General features: G+C 56.7%; 13 protein-coding genes and 1 pseudogene. 7 read left to right on the forward strand and 7 right to left on the reverse strand.

Annotated elements, in window-relative coordinates; genetic code table 11:
* Positions 1-160 precede the first annotated feature (160 nt).
* The 3 genes and pseudogenes from E1H13_RS16660 to E1H13_RS16670 all read right to left on the reverse strand — a co-directional run bounded on the left by E1H13_RS16660 (position 161) and on the right by E1H13_RS16670 (position 1692).
* Positions 161-403: a DUF2281 domain-containing protein gene (locus E1H13_RS16660; RefSeq protein WP_206070615.1), complete on the reverse strand. Its 243-nt coding sequence runs from the start codon at positions 401-403 to the stop codon at positions 161-163.
* A 104-nt stretch (positions 404-507) separates the two neighbouring features.
* Positions 508-731 (reverse strand): annotated as a pseudogene (locus E1H13_RS28040) (hypothetical protein); the annotation flags it as partial.
* A 163-nt stretch (positions 732-894) separates the two neighbouring features.
* On the reverse strand, positions 895-1692 hold the full coding sequence (locus tag E1H13_RS16670) for a Crp/Fnr family transcriptional regulator (protein WP_169614706.1): 798 nt from the start codon (positions 1690-1692) through the stop codon (positions 895-897).
* 292 nt (positions 1693-1984) lie between these two features.
* On the opposite strand from E1H13_RS16670, the gene E1H13_RS16675 reads away from it, so the two are divergent.
* Positions 1985-3910 carry an SLC13 family permease gene (locus tag E1H13_RS16675; RefSeq protein ID WP_169614708.1) on the forward strand — a complete coding sequence of 642 codons (1926 nt, stop codon included), beginning with the start codon at positions 1985-1987 and terminating at the stop codon, positions 3908-3910.
* 11 nt (positions 3911-3921) lie between these two features.
* Entirely contained in the window at positions 3922-4836 is a 915-nt protein-coding gene (gene rsmH, locus E1H13_RS16680; protein ID WP_169614710.1) for a 16S rRNA (cytosine(1402)-N(4))-methyltransferase RsmH, read from the forward strand.
* 43 nt (positions 4837-4879) lie between these two features.
* On the opposite strand, the gene E1H13_RS16685 is transcribed toward rsmH, so the two are convergent.
* Positions 4880-5818, reverse strand: a complete 939-nt coding sequence (locus E1H13_RS16685; protein ID WP_169614712.1) for an isopenicillin N synthase family oxygenase — start codon at positions 5816-5818, stop codon at positions 4880-4882.
* Between the two features lie 112 nt (positions 5819-5930).
* Between E1H13_RS16685 and E1H13_RS16690 the strand changes: the two genes are divergently transcribed.
* The 3 genes from E1H13_RS16690 (at position 5931) to E1H13_RS16700 (ending at position 10238) form a co-directional block, all read left to right on the forward strand.
* Entirely contained in the window at positions 5931-6737 is an 807-nt protein-coding gene (locus E1H13_RS16690) for a peptidylprolyl isomerase (protein ID WP_240966684.1), read from the forward strand.
* Positions 6738-7897: 1160 nt separating this feature from the next.
* On the forward strand, positions 7898-8485 hold the full coding sequence (gene leuD, locus E1H13_RS16695) for a 3-isopropylmalate dehydratase small subunit (RefSeq protein WP_169614714.1): 588 nt from the start codon (positions 7898-7900) through the stop codon (positions 8483-8485).
* 103 nt (positions 8486-8588) lie between these two features.
* Entirely contained in the window at positions 8589-10238 is a 1650-nt protein-coding gene (locus E1H13_RS16700) for a hypothetical protein (RefSeq protein ID WP_169614716.1), read from the forward strand.
* A 110-nt stretch (positions 10239-10348) separates the two neighbouring features.
* Here the strand turns inward: E1H13_RS16700 and E1H13_RS16705 are convergent, their stop codons facing one another.
* The 3 genes from E1H13_RS16705 to E1H13_RS16715 form a co-directional block, all read right to left on the reverse strand.
* Entirely contained in the window at positions 10349-11047 is a 699-nt protein-coding gene (locus E1H13_RS16705) for a response regulator transcription factor (RefSeq protein ID WP_169614717.1), read from the reverse strand.
* A gap of 130 nt (positions 11048-11177) precedes the next feature.
* On the reverse strand, positions 11178-11537 hold the full coding sequence (locus E1H13_RS16710) for an antibiotic biosynthesis monooxygenase (RefSeq protein ID WP_169614719.1): 360 nt from the start codon (positions 11535-11537) through the stop codon (positions 11178-11180).
* 90 nt (positions 11538-11627) lie between these two features.
* The gene (locus E1H13_RS16715) at positions 11628-12188 is read right to left on the reverse strand and encodes an Hsp20/alpha crystallin family protein (RefSeq protein WP_169614721.1); all 561 of its coding nucleotides are present in this window, start codon (positions 12186-12188) and stop codon (positions 11628-11630) included.
* 220 nt (positions 12189-12408) lie between these two features.
* Between E1H13_RS16715 and dinB the strand changes: the two genes are divergently transcribed.
* A complete protein-coding gene (gene dinB, locus E1H13_RS16720) occupies positions 12409-13485 on the forward strand; it encodes a DNA polymerase IV (protein WP_169614728.1) in 1077 nt (358 codons plus the stop codon).
* A gap of 96 nt (positions 13486-13581) precedes the next feature.
* Positions 13582-14505, forward strand: a complete 924-nt coding sequence (prmC, locus tag E1H13_RS16725) for a peptide chain release factor N(5)-glutamine methyltransferase (protein WP_169614730.1) — start codon at positions 13582-13584, stop codon at positions 14503-14505.
* The last annotated feature ends 45 nt before the right edge of the window (positions 14506-14550 follow it).

Genomic DNA, 14550 nt, shown 5'->3' on the forward strand with positions numbered 1-14550 from the left:
CACAGATCTCTCGGCCAAACGCGATCGCTACCATATCGCTACCATTTAAAGTGCTCCTTAGGCGATCTCTAGGAAAGACGTTCCCAACGTTATCCACAGACCAGCGCTAGGGTAGGGTGGGCACTGCCCACCACTGGGAGATTGTTTTCCAGAGATTGCCTTAAAAGGCTATCTCCTTGGGAAAATCGCCCCACAGTTCTTGGCGAGCTGTAAATATGTCGTCTTCAGAAATATCTACACCAAGATCAGCCCACAGACCCTTGAGAGATGGGGTCGCTTTGGGTGAAGCCGTTTTGCTGCGCAAGAACTCAACAAAATCTAAGACCGCCTGGCGCTGATCTGGCGAAAGTTCTCGTAGATTTTGGAGAACAGCCTCTTCTAGAGTCATCTCATTGCTCTGCATTAAGCGTCTACCTCTCAGTCTAGTACCGCTACGCGGAATTCAAAATGCAAAGTTTAAGGTGAAAAACCGTTCACCGCTCACCGCTCACCGCTCACCGCTCTCCCCTAAAACAACGCCATCGACCCCAACGACTCATAAAAGGTCTCGTCATTCAGCTCCTGAATCAGCTTGGCTACCAGGGCTGTCCACCCCGTCTGCTGGCTGGCCCCCAGCCCTTTGCCCGTGTCGCCAGCCGCTGCAAGAGATCTTGGGCCACCTCTTTTAGGGTCATCAGTTGACCCGACCCGGTGGGGCACTCGACCTGGAACCCATCGCCCAGGTAGCGGTAAGAGCAGGCTCTTTTGTTTGCCGCCCTATTTAGCATCCCCTTGATTGTTGTACTCTACGTGCTTTGATGCAGTCTCCGTTTCTACCGGATGTATCGCCATTAGGTCATATTTACCCGCCATGCAGCAGTGTGCTTCCCCAACCAATAGTCAAAGCCGGTTCCTCTACTTCAGCGGCCACCAGGAGACCTTGTCCCGGGTGGCACCGTAGACTTCTTTCAGTCCCTCTGGGTCGATCACCTTTACCAGGTCGTTGGCTGACTCGGCCAGTTTGTCGGTCTTGATATAACCCGCTTTGGTTAGCCCTTTCAGCACTTGTTCCACGGTGCGGTGGTTAAGTTGGCAGGCGCGGGCAATCAGGTCGATGGGCAGATCAAACCTGTATTCGGTTTTACTACCCTGGGGCTGGCCCCCCAGGCTGCGCTCTTGAAAAATCAGCCCCCGCAGCACTGCTGCCACCGCCTGGGGGGGGTAGGTGCTGCAATTAAGTAGGTGGTACTGAAACTTTTCGCGCAACTCAAGTAGAAGAGTGTAGCGTTGTCGAAACATCTCATTTTGGTCGTAGAGATCCTGCACCACCTGCACCGGCACTTTGATCACATTAGTGGTCTTGTAGGCTTCCACCAGGCTGGGGAAGGCCCGGGTGGCCGCACCAACGCCCACAGGTAAGCTGCGCATACCAAAGCAGCCACCCGGGTAGGTGAGGGCTATCACCCGGTCAAGGGGGGTGCTGCGCATAATTATTGGGCCGCCATTGACAACCACGTACAGGTGCTCCTGCCAGATTTGGGGCCGAAAGGCGGTATAGACCGGACGGTTAGAGTAGAGTTTTTCAACGGTCAACCTGTCAGGGGCGAGGTCGCTGAGCAGCGGGTCTTGCCCCAGTCCACCGAACAAAAAGCTTTGGGTCGTTAAAATTTCAATTGTTTTGGAAGCCAAACTGGGGCTCTTTGCCTTTGCCATGGGGCGTTATAGATTCTGTACTCTGCCATTGTCCCTCGCAATCACTGTTATATCGCAGAAACTTGCTGGCTTAAGCGGGTGATTCAGCCGTCGAAACAGCCCATACCAAGGGCGTAAATTTTCGATAGACCACACCAGAGTTCCTTAAGGAAGCTGGGTTTAGCCCCAGGCTCACCACATAAATTCAGGCCAGTCGATATGGCCTTCGTGGGAAAACTGTGATTATCTCAGGCATAATAAATTGCATTATTAATGCAAAGCTCAATCAAAATCCAACTGAAATATATTTGGAATGGAAAACAAACTGTTTTCGAGGCAGGCCCAGTCTGGGACTAGTCTGGCCCTCTCCCCTGCGGGCAATAGGTTCAGTAGAGTGGGGGTCGGTCTGACCGTTGTCGGGGTAGTCACCCTCGGCATCGCTGGGGTAATTGCCTTATCGACCAGTGCTTTGAGCTGGCAAGGGTGGCTGGCGATCGCCGTTACCCTGGGTGCGTTTTTACTCAACGCTCTCACCAGTCTGGCGGCGGAGGCGATTTTTTTGGGGGCGCTGGCGGTGCTGATGCTCAGCGGTGTGCTCGATACCCCTACCGCCCTGGCCGGTTTCAGTAACCCCGGCATGATTACCGTGGCGGTGCTCTACCTGGTGGTGGCGGGCTTGCAGCAGACTGGCGGCCTGGATATCGTGTCACGCACGGTGCTGGGCCTGCCCCAGGGCCAAACCCAGGCCCTAATTCGGCTGATTATGCCAGTGGTGGGCCTGAGCGCCTTTTTGAACAACACGCCGATTGTGGCGATGTTCATTCCGGCGGTGGGCGACTGGTGCCGCAAGCTGCGGATTAGCCCCTCGAAGCTGATGATTCCGCTCAGCTATGCAGCAATTATGGGGGGCATGTGTACCCTGATTGGTACCAGCACCAACCTGGTGGTGAACGGGCTGCTGATTGCCGAGACCGACCTGCCGGGGCTGCGGATGTTTGATCTGGTGCCGGTGGGGGTGCCCTGCGCGATCGCTGGCACCCTGATGCTGATTTTGGCCCAGCGCTGGCTGCTACCCCAGCGCAAACCCGCCATCACCGAAACCGACGACCCCCGGGAGTACACCGTGGAAATGGTGGTGGAAGACGGCAGTCCCCTGGCTGGGAAAACTGTGGAACAGGCGGGGTTACGCCACCTACCGGGGCTATTTCTGACTGAAATTCAGCGGGGAGAGCAGTTGTTGACGGTGGTTACCCCCCAGGAGGTACTGCGCGATCGCGACCAGTTGGTGTTTGTGGGCATGGTCGATTCGATCGTCGATCTCAACCAGATCCGGGGGCTGAAACCCGCCACCGACCAGGTGTTTAAGCTCGATTCGCCCCGTACCAAGCGATCGCTGTTGGAGGCCGTGGTGTCTAACACCTGCCCCCTGGTGGGGGTGACTATTCGCCAGGGCCAATTTCGCAGCCGCTACGGAGCAGTGGTGCTGGCGGTGGGTCGCAACGGCGAGCGCCTGCCGGGCAAGATCGGCGACATTCGCCTGCGCCCCGGCGATACCCTGCTGCTGGAAGCCAACCCATCGTTCCTGGAAGAACGCCGTGCTTCCCGCGATTTTTACCTGGTTAGCCCCATTCCCAACTCCGACCCCCTACGCCACGACAAAGCGGCGATCGCCTTTGGCATTCTGATCCTGATGGTAGCCCTGGCCACCTTTGGCTGGATGGATATGCTCCATGCTGCTTCCCTGGCGGCGGTACTGATGATTGCGACCGGATGCTGCTCCTTTCAGCAGGGGTTTCGGGCCATCGACTGGTCGGTGCTGCTGGTGGTGGCGGCGGCCCTGGCCTTGGGCAAAGCCCTAGAGGTGACTGGGGCGGCGGCGGCTTTTTCCATGGCGGTGTTGGGGGTAGTGGGGGATAATCCCTGGGTGTCCCTGGCGGCGATCTACGCCATCACTAGCCTGCTGACGGAGGTGATCACCAATAATGCGGCGGCGGCGGTGGTGTTTCCCATTGCCCTGTCCCTATCCCAGAGCCTGGGGGTGAACTTTATGCCCTTTGCAGTGGCAATCATGATTGGGGCCTCGGCCAGCTTTAGTACCCCCATCGGCTACCAGACTAACTTGATGGTCTATGGGCCAGGGGGCTACAAGTTCACTGACTTCATGCGGGTGGGGATTCCCTTTAATCTCATGTTTTGGGGCCTGACGGTGCTGATCGCGCCGCGAGTGTTTCCGTTTTAGGGGGTGAGATAATGACTGATTCCGCCTTTTACCATATTCCTGTCCTGCCCCAAGCGGTGGTGGATGGATTGCATCTTCAGCCCCAGGGGGTGTATCTCGATGCCACCGTGGGCGGCGGCGGCCACAGTCGGTTGATTCTAGCCCAGGACCCGACAGTGCGCCTGGTGGCCGTAGATCAAGATCAAGCGGCGATCGCAACCGCCCAAACCCATTTGGCTGCATACCGCGATCGCATCTGCTTCTGGCACGGCAACTTTTCCCAGTTCGACCCAGGGGAGCAGCGGTTTCAGGGGATTTTAGCCGATCTGGGCGTTAGCTCGGCCCAGTTTGATATTCCCGATCGCGGCTTTAGCTTTCGCCATACCGCCCCCCTGGACATGCGCATGGACCAACGCCAGGACTTGACGGCCGCCGAGATCGTCAACCACTGGGACGAAACGGACCTGGCTAACTTGATCTACACCTACGGCGAAGAACGCCTTTCTCGTCGCATTGCCCGCCGAGTGGTCGAGCAACGCCCATTTCAGACCACCACCGAGCTAGCCGAGGCGATCGCCTCCTGTGTGCCCCGCAAATACCGCTATGGCCGCATTCACCCTGCCACCCGCACCTTCCAGGCCCTGCGGATTGCAGTGAACCAAGAACTTGATGGGCTTAAAACCCTGCTAGAAAAAGCCCCCCACTGGCTGGCCCCTGGTGGGCGGTTGGCGATCATCAGTTTCCACAGCCTGGAGGATCGCCTGGTCAAACATAGCTTCAAAGCTAATCCTGACCTGGCGGTGATCACCAAAAAGCCGATCATCGCCACCCAGGAGGAAGTAGACAGTAACCCCAGAGCCCGATCGGCTAAGCTGCGGGTGGCAGAACGACTCTCCGCTGCCCCTGATGGAGTCACTGGGGCAGCGGCCAAAGCCTCGAAATACTAGGGAGTAGCCCTGAAGCCGCAAGCCTGAGGTTATACCGGCCCCGTTAGCCCACTGGGGTGACCTTAATTTCAGCTAACCGCTGATTCAGATAGGTCTCAGCGGTCATCGTCGGGAACCGGGGCTGGCCGCCAGTGCGCTCTAGAAAAGCGGCGTGGGGAGATAAATCAATTTCGGGGCGGGGGTGGACAAAAAAGGGCATCGACAGTCGCCGCTGATTACCCTGGCGAGGATTCGACACCCGGTGGGTGGTGCTTTTAATCAAGCCATTGGTAAGGTTTTGCAGCATATCACCAGTATCTACCACAATCTGACCAGGGGTGGCCTGAATCGGCAGCCAGCGACCATCATGGCTCAAAATTTCTAGCCCAGGGGCCGTCGCTTCGCACAGCAGGGTGATTAAGTTAATATCCTCATGGGGTGCCGCCCGCAAACTACCGGCAGGTGCCCCCAGTGGAATCGGCGGATAGTGGGCTAGGCGCAAGATGGTATTGCCACCCCTAGCCATATCAGCCAGCCAACTTTGCGGCTGCCCCAGGTAAAGGGCACAGGCTTCCAACAACCCATGGGCACAGGCCAGCAGTTGTTGGTACAACCGAGTCATGATCGGGCGGAACTGGGGAACCTCAGTGGGCCAGGGGGCAGGGGCTTGCTCAAAGCTACGGTAGCTAACGTGCCAGAACTCCTTCAAGTCGGGGCAGGTGTAGTGTTTGGCCTGCTCGGTGCCAAAGCCTGAAAAGCCCCCCTGACCAGGGTAGTGATCAGCATCATACTGACCCTTAATCCGGTCGGGTAGGGTAAAGAACTCGGCGGCGGTTTGATGAGCCCGGCGTACCACTTCTGGGGCCACCGGGCCTTGGTCTAAGATCAAGAAACCAATCGTTTCTAGGGCTTGGCCCAGGGTTTGTATCGCCTGCTGTCGCCGCATGGGGTGGGCGCAGGTGAGGTCGGTATAGTTAACAACAGGTATAGGGGGAAGGGGCATGGGCGATCGCCGGACTGGTTCGAGGGGGCTGGCTGGATTGTAGCAGGAGTATCCATAGGGTAAGGTTGGGAGAGGAAGCTGAAATTGTTGAACCAGGGAGCGAGTTGAGCGTTTGAGTCCGTCAGAGTCATTTTTCCCCAGCCCAGATTCCCCCAGCCCAGAGCATCAGGGGTTGCTGCATGTCGGCCATCAACCTATCACCGCCGATCACCTGATGGTCACCCTACGGCGCCATGGGTTGTTGCCAGCGGTGATTAAAGAGTTGGTGATCGATCAGGCGATCGCGGCTTTACCCGACGACAACTTATCGGTTGCGGCTGGGCCGATTACGGCTGAAACAGCTTTAGAACAGGCGATCGCCACCTTCAGACAGACCCATCAACTGGCAAACGAGACCCAAGTCAATGCCTTCTTGCAACAACGGGGACTGACCCCCACCGACCTGGGTCCCCTGGCCCTGCGCCACCAAAAACTGCAGCAGTTTAAGCAGGCCACCTGGGGCAACCAGGTGGAATCCTATTTTTTGCAGCGCAAGCAGCAGCTGGACCGGGTGCTGTATTCCCTGATTCGCACCCGCGAGGCCGGACTGGCCCAGGAACTCTACTTTCGCATCCAAGACGATGGTCACCCCTTTGCTGACCTGGCGCGGGAATTTTCAGCGGGCCAGGAAGCCCAAACCGGCGGTTTGATTGGCCCCGTAGAGCTGGCGGTGCCCCACCCGGCCCTAGCCAGGGTGCTGGCAGTGAGCCAACCTGGGCAACTGTGGCCCCCCACCCCCATGGGGGAGTGGTTTGTGATTGTGCGGCTAGAAAAGTTTTTACCAGCCCGACTAGATGACCCCACCCGCCAGCGATTGTTAGATGAGTTATTTAATACTTGGTTAAGTGAGCAGGTACAGAAGAACTTAGGTGATCTCTAGGAAAGATGTTCCCTACGTAGAGCTGTCAGTCGATGGGCACGCAAGCTTTGCCCATCCTACGGGGGTGTTCTGTTATCCAGAAGTCCCCTTAGTTACTGAAAAAGCAGTGCCCGCTGGTGTTTAGCATAAGACCTAATATCCAGATAACCTCAGTCGTTAAATACAACTGAGGTATCTGGATGTTAGGATCAATGTGTTCAACCAGTGTAAAACCAACATGTTTGGCTTTACAGCAGCCCTGAGACTGGCTTATGTGAGCGATTTCCTCAAATATGTCCTGATTTTCTAGAGATGCTCTGATGCCGTCGTGTCGGTGATGTCGCGTTTGTGGATTGCGTCTCTGGGCATCGTCACAGAGCTCTCGAAGAGTTTAGAATTAGGAAATATCAACAACCGAGTGGGTACTGCTGGTCTTTGATGGAATAGATTCAGTCACTAACGAGATAGTAACCTCCTATGTAGAGGGGACTAGAATCATCTGAGCAAGAAGGGAAATAGCTCACCTCCTATTCATGAAACTTGTGAAACAGATTGAACTTTACAGCAATCCTCCTAATCGTTTGAGTCTTCCTCAAATGGGATTAGATTTTCTAGAGATGATTCGATACCGTCGTTTAAGAACCCTTGTCTAAGGATGTGGCGTCTCTGGGTATCTACTGCAGAGCTCTCAACCAATTAAGGGGAGGAAATATCAACAACGGAGTAAAGTGCTGCTGAAATTCGAGAGATAAATTCAGACGTTAACGAGATAATAACCTCCTGCTTAACGAAACCTGAACTTTTGATTTAAGAGGGAGAAAACGTTGTTTAACGGATTGCTTTCCTCTTGTTATTAACAATAGCTCGCTAGGAATCTGTTGGCTACTGATGATACCAAAGTTTATCTTTCGGTTAAGTATCACTCTCACCCGTAGTACGGAAAGGCAGAAGAGAGATTCTACCCTATGCCAAGGTTTACCCTTGCACAGGTGGGTGGGACAGATGGGTGGGTTATTTCTGCCACAGAGTACTAGACCTGTTGCCCCCGCTCTTTATTCAGCCGATCCCAGAGAAGGTTAGGATGGATCTCGCGCCATTGGGCGGCGATCGCCCCACCCAGGGCCATACGCTACCATTTCGGCTGATTTCAGTTTTTCAGTTTCAGTTAAGGAGAGGCTGCCGTGTCACAGGTTAAACAGATTGCGGGTGCTGGAATTCCCCTCAGGGGCAATGACATTGACACCGATCGGATTATCCCGGCTCGGTTTCTTAAGTGTGTCACCTTTGATGGCCTAGGGGAGCAGGTGTTTGCCGACGATCGCGCGGCCCTAGCCGGAGAGCACCCCTTTGACCAACCCCAGTACCAGGGAGCCACTGTATTAGTTGTCAACCGCAACTTTGGCTGTGGGTCATCCCGCGAGCATGCTCCCCAGGCCTTGGCTCGCTGGGGCATTAAAGCAGTGGTGGGAGAAAGCTTTGCCGAAATCTTTTTTGGCAACTGTGTCGCCATTGGTATTCCCTGCTTAACGGCTGAAACCCCTGCGATCGCCCAACTGCAAGCTGGCCTTGAGGCCGACCCTGGTACCCCGATGCAGGTGGATCTCAACCAACTCACCGTCAGCCACGGGGCCACCACGGTGGCCGTCACCATGCCTGCCGGGGTGAGACAGGCGTTTTTAGCCGGTACCTGGGATGCCTGTGGGCAGTTAGTGGCCAATGAAGAGGCCATTCGGGCGACGGCAGCCAAGTTACCCTATGTCGCTTGGTGATCTGAGTTTTCATAGATTTGCAAACAGGCTGTTGGTTTGACTCGTGCCCTAGGCACTCTCTAAGCAGGTGTGTGCACATCATCTCCCATCACAGGCTGTCCCTATGGTTTCTCCAGCTGTACGATCATTGCCCTGGCCGTTGGTCGTCAACCCTGCCCTGGCCCCAGTCGTCGATCCGTCACCCGAGCCAGAGGGTGGAGCGATTATCCCGGTGGCGACTTTAAAGCAAGCGGTGTGTCGGATGGTGCCACTGGCGGCGCAGCGATTTTCCTTTAGGCTCGATCAGCCCCAGTCGGCGGCAGTTGTAGCGGCGGTGCGACAGTTGATCGAGCTGGTGATTAGCCTGCGATCGCCGACGGGGGGCTGGCCCGCTGACATTCCCCAAACCCCAGACAAGCTGGCCCCCTATGTCAGCGAAGAGGTGGAGGTGCTCCTAGACGTTCTGGCCCATACCCCAGCGGCTCCTTGTCCTCCCCCCACCCTACATCCCTTCTTGGACCTGGTCCCCACCCTACTGTGGCTGATCGCCAGCAGTAGCTACGAAACCATGCACCTGCTGGAAGGGGTGCGGGCTCGGGTCTATGCCACCGATGCCCAGTTCAGCTTGCGAATTATTCGTCTGGTGCCGGTACTAGAGCTAACCACAGAGAGCGGCCAGGCGGCAATCGATTTGGTCACCCTAGAGGCTCCAGCAACGCATCTCTATCTATCGGGACACGCCACCTTGCGTCTGTTAGACAACGACCTGGATAATCAACCGCTGTCGGTTAACCAACTCCGCCAACAGCTGGTCCAGGTGATGGGCCAAGCCCAACCAGAGCTAACGGCCTGGCTGGGGGCTGGTAGCGAGATCACCGCCCTGATTCCTGGTCAGCCCTGGCAACCAGCAAGAGTGCGGCTGCGGCTGTATTTAGCCGATATGGGCCCCCAAGAAGCTAAGGCCCTGCTGATGGCGATGACAGCTGTCACCCCGCCCCCAACAAGCGTGGCCCCCCAGGGGGTAGCAGGGATTGATGGGCCAACGGGCGAGTTTACCCTAGATGATTTTGCCGACACCTTACCCGATAGTGGCACACCGTCTCCTGGGATTCTAGGGGACTGGCTCACCTTTATCGACGAAATATGGATCCATAATTTCTTGGTCTGCTATGGTCAGCGGCTCCTGGGGCAACAGGTATCCGGCTTGTCCCAGGGGCCAGCGGCTGAGGCGACCCAGCTTGCTCTAACTTGGGTGCAGCGGGCCTATGGGGCCGCCAGTGGGGTGGTGGGGCCTAACGGTCTGTTTAAGCAGACCTTTGTGCATGAACCGGTTTTAGTGGCTGATGTGTGGCCCCGGCTGCGCTGGCATATGGCCCAAACCTCGGCCCGGCTGATGCAGTGGATGGGAGGCCTATCGGCTCAGGTGCTAACCCCAGGAGGCGGTTGGCAGCGGGGTAGTTTACAGTTGCGATCGCTGATGTCCCTGACCACCGAGAGCCATCGCTGGGTGATTGATCTCAGTAGTGGCAAGCTGCTACCAGCTAGCCCCGAAGCCCTAGAGCATGGGACTGTCGTGAGGTTGCTGGCAGGCTACGATCAGGAACCTGTAACCATCGCCGATTTGATGACGCTGATTAACCAAGACCTGTATGACTATGCCCCAGCTCTGGCGGCCCTGGGGCAGGGCACCCCTATCCATCTCCATCGGATGGAAACAGCAGAGGGCTGTCAGGTGGGACGCCTGGCCTTAGATTGGTACTTTACATGCCACTAGTACAGGAAGGCAGAAGGCAGAAGGCAGAAGGCAGAAGGCAGAAAGGGAACCCCATTCTACGTAAAGGTTTGCACCGACAGAAGTAGGTGAGTCATTCCTGCCTCAGAGTACTAGGTGGTCACCAGCCCGTGTTCCAGGGCGAAACGCACCAGTTCAGTGCGGCTGTTGGTGCCGGTTTTGCCGAAGAGGCGGCTGACGTACTTTTCCACGTTGCGCACACTGGTTTCCAGACGACTGGCAATTTCCTTATTCATCAACCCTTCGGCCACCAGGTCTAAGACACTCTGCTCCCGGGCGGTTAGATCAATGCGAATATCGGAGGGCACTTTGGTAATGCCGCCCTTTTGGGTCAGCATTGCTTTGATTTCTTCAATCTGCCGGGCCATTACCGCAATGTCGGGGAGATCGCCGGTATCGGGGGTTTGGGCGGCATGGCGCTCCATCAGGTTTCCCACCACCGCAACCAATTCTTCAGGGTCAAAGGGCTTAGAGAGGTAGGCGTCACAGCCAGCGTTATACCCCTGGATGCGATCGCTGGTCATCCCTCGCGCCGTCAAAAACAGAACTGGCAACCCTTTGAAGCGAATGTCATCCCGCACCTGGGCCAGAAAGGCGTAGCCATCTACCTGGGGCATCATAATGTCGGAAATGAGCACATCTGGGGTGGCTTGCTGCAATAAATCCCAACCCTCTTTGGCATTGCTGGCGACTCTGACGGTAAAGCCACTATCTTCTAGATAGGCTTGCACCGCTTCGCGCAACCCTGGTTCATCGTCTACAAGTAAAATGTCACCGGCATGTTCAGACATAGAAAAACGGGGAATGATCAATTACTGCTAACTGTAACCTGGAACTGGGAAGACCGGGCAGCCCCTTTCAAGCAGACATAAATCTCCCCTGGGCCAGAGCTGCAGGGGAGAATCGCCATTGCGGTTGAGGTTAATTGGCACTGGCGGTGGCCTGGGCGGTGGCTAAGACCTGAGGCAGACCAATTTCACTGCACACTTCATAGAAGGTGGTGACGGGTGGTGTCTCGAATAGGTGGGCAATCTTAGCCAGGGTTTGGGCATAGATCGTATCTTGATGGGCGTCCATATCCTCAATGCTATCCCAGAGAATAATGGCGATACCGCGATCGGTGCCGGGTTCCTGGAGCAGGTAGGCCCCTTGAAACCCTTTGGTGTAAGTGGAAACAGCTTTTTCGTAAAGCTGGCGAGCCTCCGAAAAGCAGCCTGGCTTAAATTCGCCAATGGCAACGTAGGCGTATTTATGCTTCAAAAAATCGTCAAAATCAGACATGGATAGATTAAGTCAACATACGAATTACCCTTTCTAGTGTGGAGCAATGGCTGCAGAGGGCTGCCCTTTCTAATCAAGCTTTTAGAATCGTTACGGTTCTTCTAACAAGCGATCGCCCCAGGTGCGCAGGGTACGCCCTAACCAGCCTTTGAATTGTCGCCATCGGTGGCCTAGCTGTTGCCCTTGGTGGCGGGCTGTGTCACCCCAGTTGTCTAAGTTTGGCGACGACGCCCAGGTAGGCCAACCGGTTTTGGCTTTGGGTAGGGTAACCACGATTGCCCCCTGGTGATAGGCGACTTGCATCTGGCGATCGCTCACCCTTGCTGGTAGCGCCACCGTTTGCTGAAAATGGTTAATGCCAAGGCCATAGCCGAGGAGGCTGTGATACTTCGACTGTCGTTGACCAAAAAAGGTCAGCGATTGGCGGCTGGCTTGCACCTGTACCGCCTCGGGGTCTACACCGGGCAAAAAGGCGGTGACCACTAACCGATCTCCGGTATCTTGAATTTCAATGGCAGGCACTTGCAGTCGCCCAGAGGGGGACAGGTCCACAGGCATCAGGGCCGCCGCGATCGCATCTCGTTGGGCCTGGGCGGCGGTCAACCCCCACATGGTAGGCCAGGATGAAGTAGACCAGGATGTCATCGGCATAACTCAACTCCCTTACCACGTACAATCTTTGTACCGGATATTCCCCTTGGGTATAGGGCTCTGGTCTCAGGACAGTCATGACCATTACCCGGTTTGGGACAGTACCCGTCATACTTAGATCATGCCTTCTGCCCCTGGGGTTGACAGTTGGGTAAGCCCCCTGACCAAGGGGGTATAACCGTCATCCTGAGCTCTCTGGCGTTGGCGGCTTGAATCAACCATGGGACAGCACAAAATTCTCCATATCGATATGGATGCCTTCTACGCGGCGGTGGAGCAGCGAGACTTTCCTGCCTATCGGGGGAAGCCCCTGGTGGTTGGGGGCCGTCCCGAACAGCGGGGAGCCGTCGCTGCTGCCAGCTACGAAGCCCGCCAGTATGGCATCCACTCCGCCATGCCATCCCGGGTGGCCCAACAGCGCTGCCCCGAGTTGATTTTTGTGTCCCCTCGCTTTGCCGTGTACAGGGTGGTCTCTCAACAAATTCGTGACATCTTTTACCGCTACACCGACCTGGTGGAGCCGTTATCCCTGGATGAAGCATACCTGGATGTCACCACCAACCACCGGCAAGACCCCTCGGCCCTGCGGTTGGCCCGGGCGATTAAACAAGACATTGTGGCCGCCACCCAATTAACCGCCTCGGCGGGGGTTTCATTCAACAAGTTCTTAGCCAAAATGGCTTCTGGACAAAACAAGCCCGACGGCCTCACCCTGATTTGGCCTCACCAAGCAGAGTCCTTTGTGGCCGCCTTACCGATTGCAAAATTCCACGGCATTGGGCGGGTCACGGCCAGCAAAATGCATCGTCTGGGTATCCATACCGGGGCTGATCTACGGCAGTGGCGCGAAGCTGACCTGGTTCAGCGTTTTGGCAAGGTGGGTCGGTTTTACTACCGGGTGGCCCGGGGTCAGGATGACCGACCTGTGAACCCCCATCGCATCCGCAAGTCCATCGGGGCCGAGCGCTCCTTTTCTCAGGATTTGACTACCCTAGAGGCAATGTTAGCGGCCCTAGCGCCCATTGCCCAAGCGGTGAGTACCCGTCTGGCCGAGCAGCGTCGCCAGGGCTATACCCTGACCTTGAAGATTAAATACGCCAACTACCGCCAAATTACCCGCAGCCGTACCCTGATGGAGCCCATTGGGCCAGACTCCCCCCTGTTGGATTGGGCTAAAACCATGTTGGTGAACAACTTGGACCCAGGGCAGCCGGTGCGTCTCCTGGGGTTAACCGTCTCCCAACTGCTGCCGCCAGCCACTACCCACTATGTGCAACTTTGTCTAGATATTGGCTAGGGGTAGGGGATAATAACGTCGAGCCCATGCTGGCTGGAAAAACATGAGGGGGACGGTGAATCACCATGCCGATTGAGACTGAGGACGGTTGTGATCATGGGCCGAGCTAGGGTATCGCCACAGGTCGTGTCAGGACAAGCCCTGTGGGACTGGTGGCAAATGGCCCGCACCCAGGCGACGACGGCTGGCGTCAACCCCCAGGAACTAGACTGGCTGCTACGGGCGGTGAGTGAGTTAGATGGCCTGGCCCTGCGCCTGGGTCAGTTTCGGCATCAGCCCCAGGTGCCCCTGAAGATGAGCCTGGAGGATCTGAATCGGCTGTGGCAGCAACGCCTGGGCGATCGCAGACCGATCCAGTATTTGGTAGGCGAAACCCCCTGGCGGGACATGACCCTAGCGGTATCAACGGCGGTGCTGATTCCCCGTCCCGAGACTGAGTTGATTGTGGATATAGCGGTGCAGGCGGTGGTAGCGGGGGGCGATCGCACCGCCCACCTACAACAGGGGCTATGGGTTGATTTGGGCACCGGTAGTGGGGCGATCGCCCTGGGGTTGGCCCGAGCCCTGCCGCACATTCGCGTGCTGGCGGTGGATCTCAGCCCAGCCGCCCTGGCGGTGGCTAAGGAGAATGTGCAGCGGTATAACCTGGGCGATCGCATCACCCTAGTCCAGGGCTCCTGGTTTGCCCCGCTAACCGCCTATCGGGGCAAGCTCAGGGCGGTGGTCTCCAACCCTCCTTACATTCCCTCGGCGGTGTTGCCCACCCTTCAACCCGAGGTCATTGACCATGAACCCACCGCTGCCCTGGATGGGGGGGACGATGGGCTACGGGCCATCCAGACGCTGATTCACCAGGCTCCAGGGTATCTGGTGCCCGGCGGGCTGTGGCTGGTGGAAATGATGGCTGGCCAGGGGGCCGCTGTGCAGACCCGACTCCACCAGCAGGGGGACTACTGGGGGGTAGACATTATCAAGGATTTGGCAGGGCGCGATCGCTTTGCCCTGGGGTTTCGCCGCTAGGGATTTCCGCTTATCGAGTCCGGCGGCCTTGGTTGAACCTAGAAC

This window comes from Nodosilinea sp. P-1105 (assembly GCF_012911975.1).
Classification (GTDB): Bacteria; Cyanobacteriota; Cyanobacteriia; order Phormidesmidales; family Phormidesmidaceae; genus Nodosilinea.

What these genes read in the sequence shown, in the direction of transcription:
- E1H13_RS16660 (WP_206070615.1), bottom strand. Translation starts at nt 403, where the DNA reads ATGCAGAGCAATGAGATGACTCTAGAAGAGGCTGTTCTCCAAAATCTA.
- E1H13_RS16670 (WP_169614706.1), bottom strand. Translation starts at nt 1,692, where the DNA reads ATGGCAAAGGCAAAGAGCCCCAGTTTGGCTTCCAAAACAATTGAAATT.
- E1H13_RS16675 (WP_169614708.1), top strand. Translation starts at nt 1,985, where the DNA reads ATGGAAAACAAACTGTTTTCGAGGCAGGCCCAGTCTGGGACTAGTCTG.
- rsmH (WP_169614710.1), top strand. Translation starts at nt 3,922, where the DNA reads ATGACTGATTCCGCCTTTTACCATATTCCTGTCCTGCCCCAAGCGGTG.
- E1H13_RS16685 (WP_169614712.1), bottom strand. Translation starts at nt 5,818, where the DNA reads ATGCCCCTTCCCCCTATACCTGTTGTTAACTATACCGACCTCACCTGC.
- E1H13_RS16700 (WP_169614716.1), top strand. Translation starts at nt 8,589, where the DNA reads ATGGTTTCTCCAGCTGTACGATCATTGCCCTGGCCGTTGGTCGTCAAC.
- E1H13_RS16705 (WP_169614717.1), bottom strand. Translation starts at nt 11,047, where the DNA reads ATGTCTGAACATGCCGGTGACATTTTACTTGTAGACGATGAACCAGGG.
- E1H13_RS16710 (WP_169614719.1), bottom strand. Translation starts at nt 11,537, where the DNA reads ATGTCTGATTTTGACGATTTTTTGAAGCATAAATACGCCTACGTTGCC.
- E1H13_RS16715 (WP_169614721.1), bottom strand. Translation starts at nt 12,188, where the DNA reads ATGCCGATGACATCCTGGTCTACTTCATCCTGGCCTACCATGTGGGGG.
- dinB (WP_169614728.1), top strand. Translation starts at nt 12,409, where the DNA reads ATGGGACAGCACAAAATTCTCCATATCGATATGGATGCCTTCTACGCG.
- prmC (WP_169614730.1), top strand. Translation starts at nt 13,582, where the DNA reads ATGGGCCGAGCTAGGGTATCGCCACAGGTCGTGTCAGGACAAGCCCTG.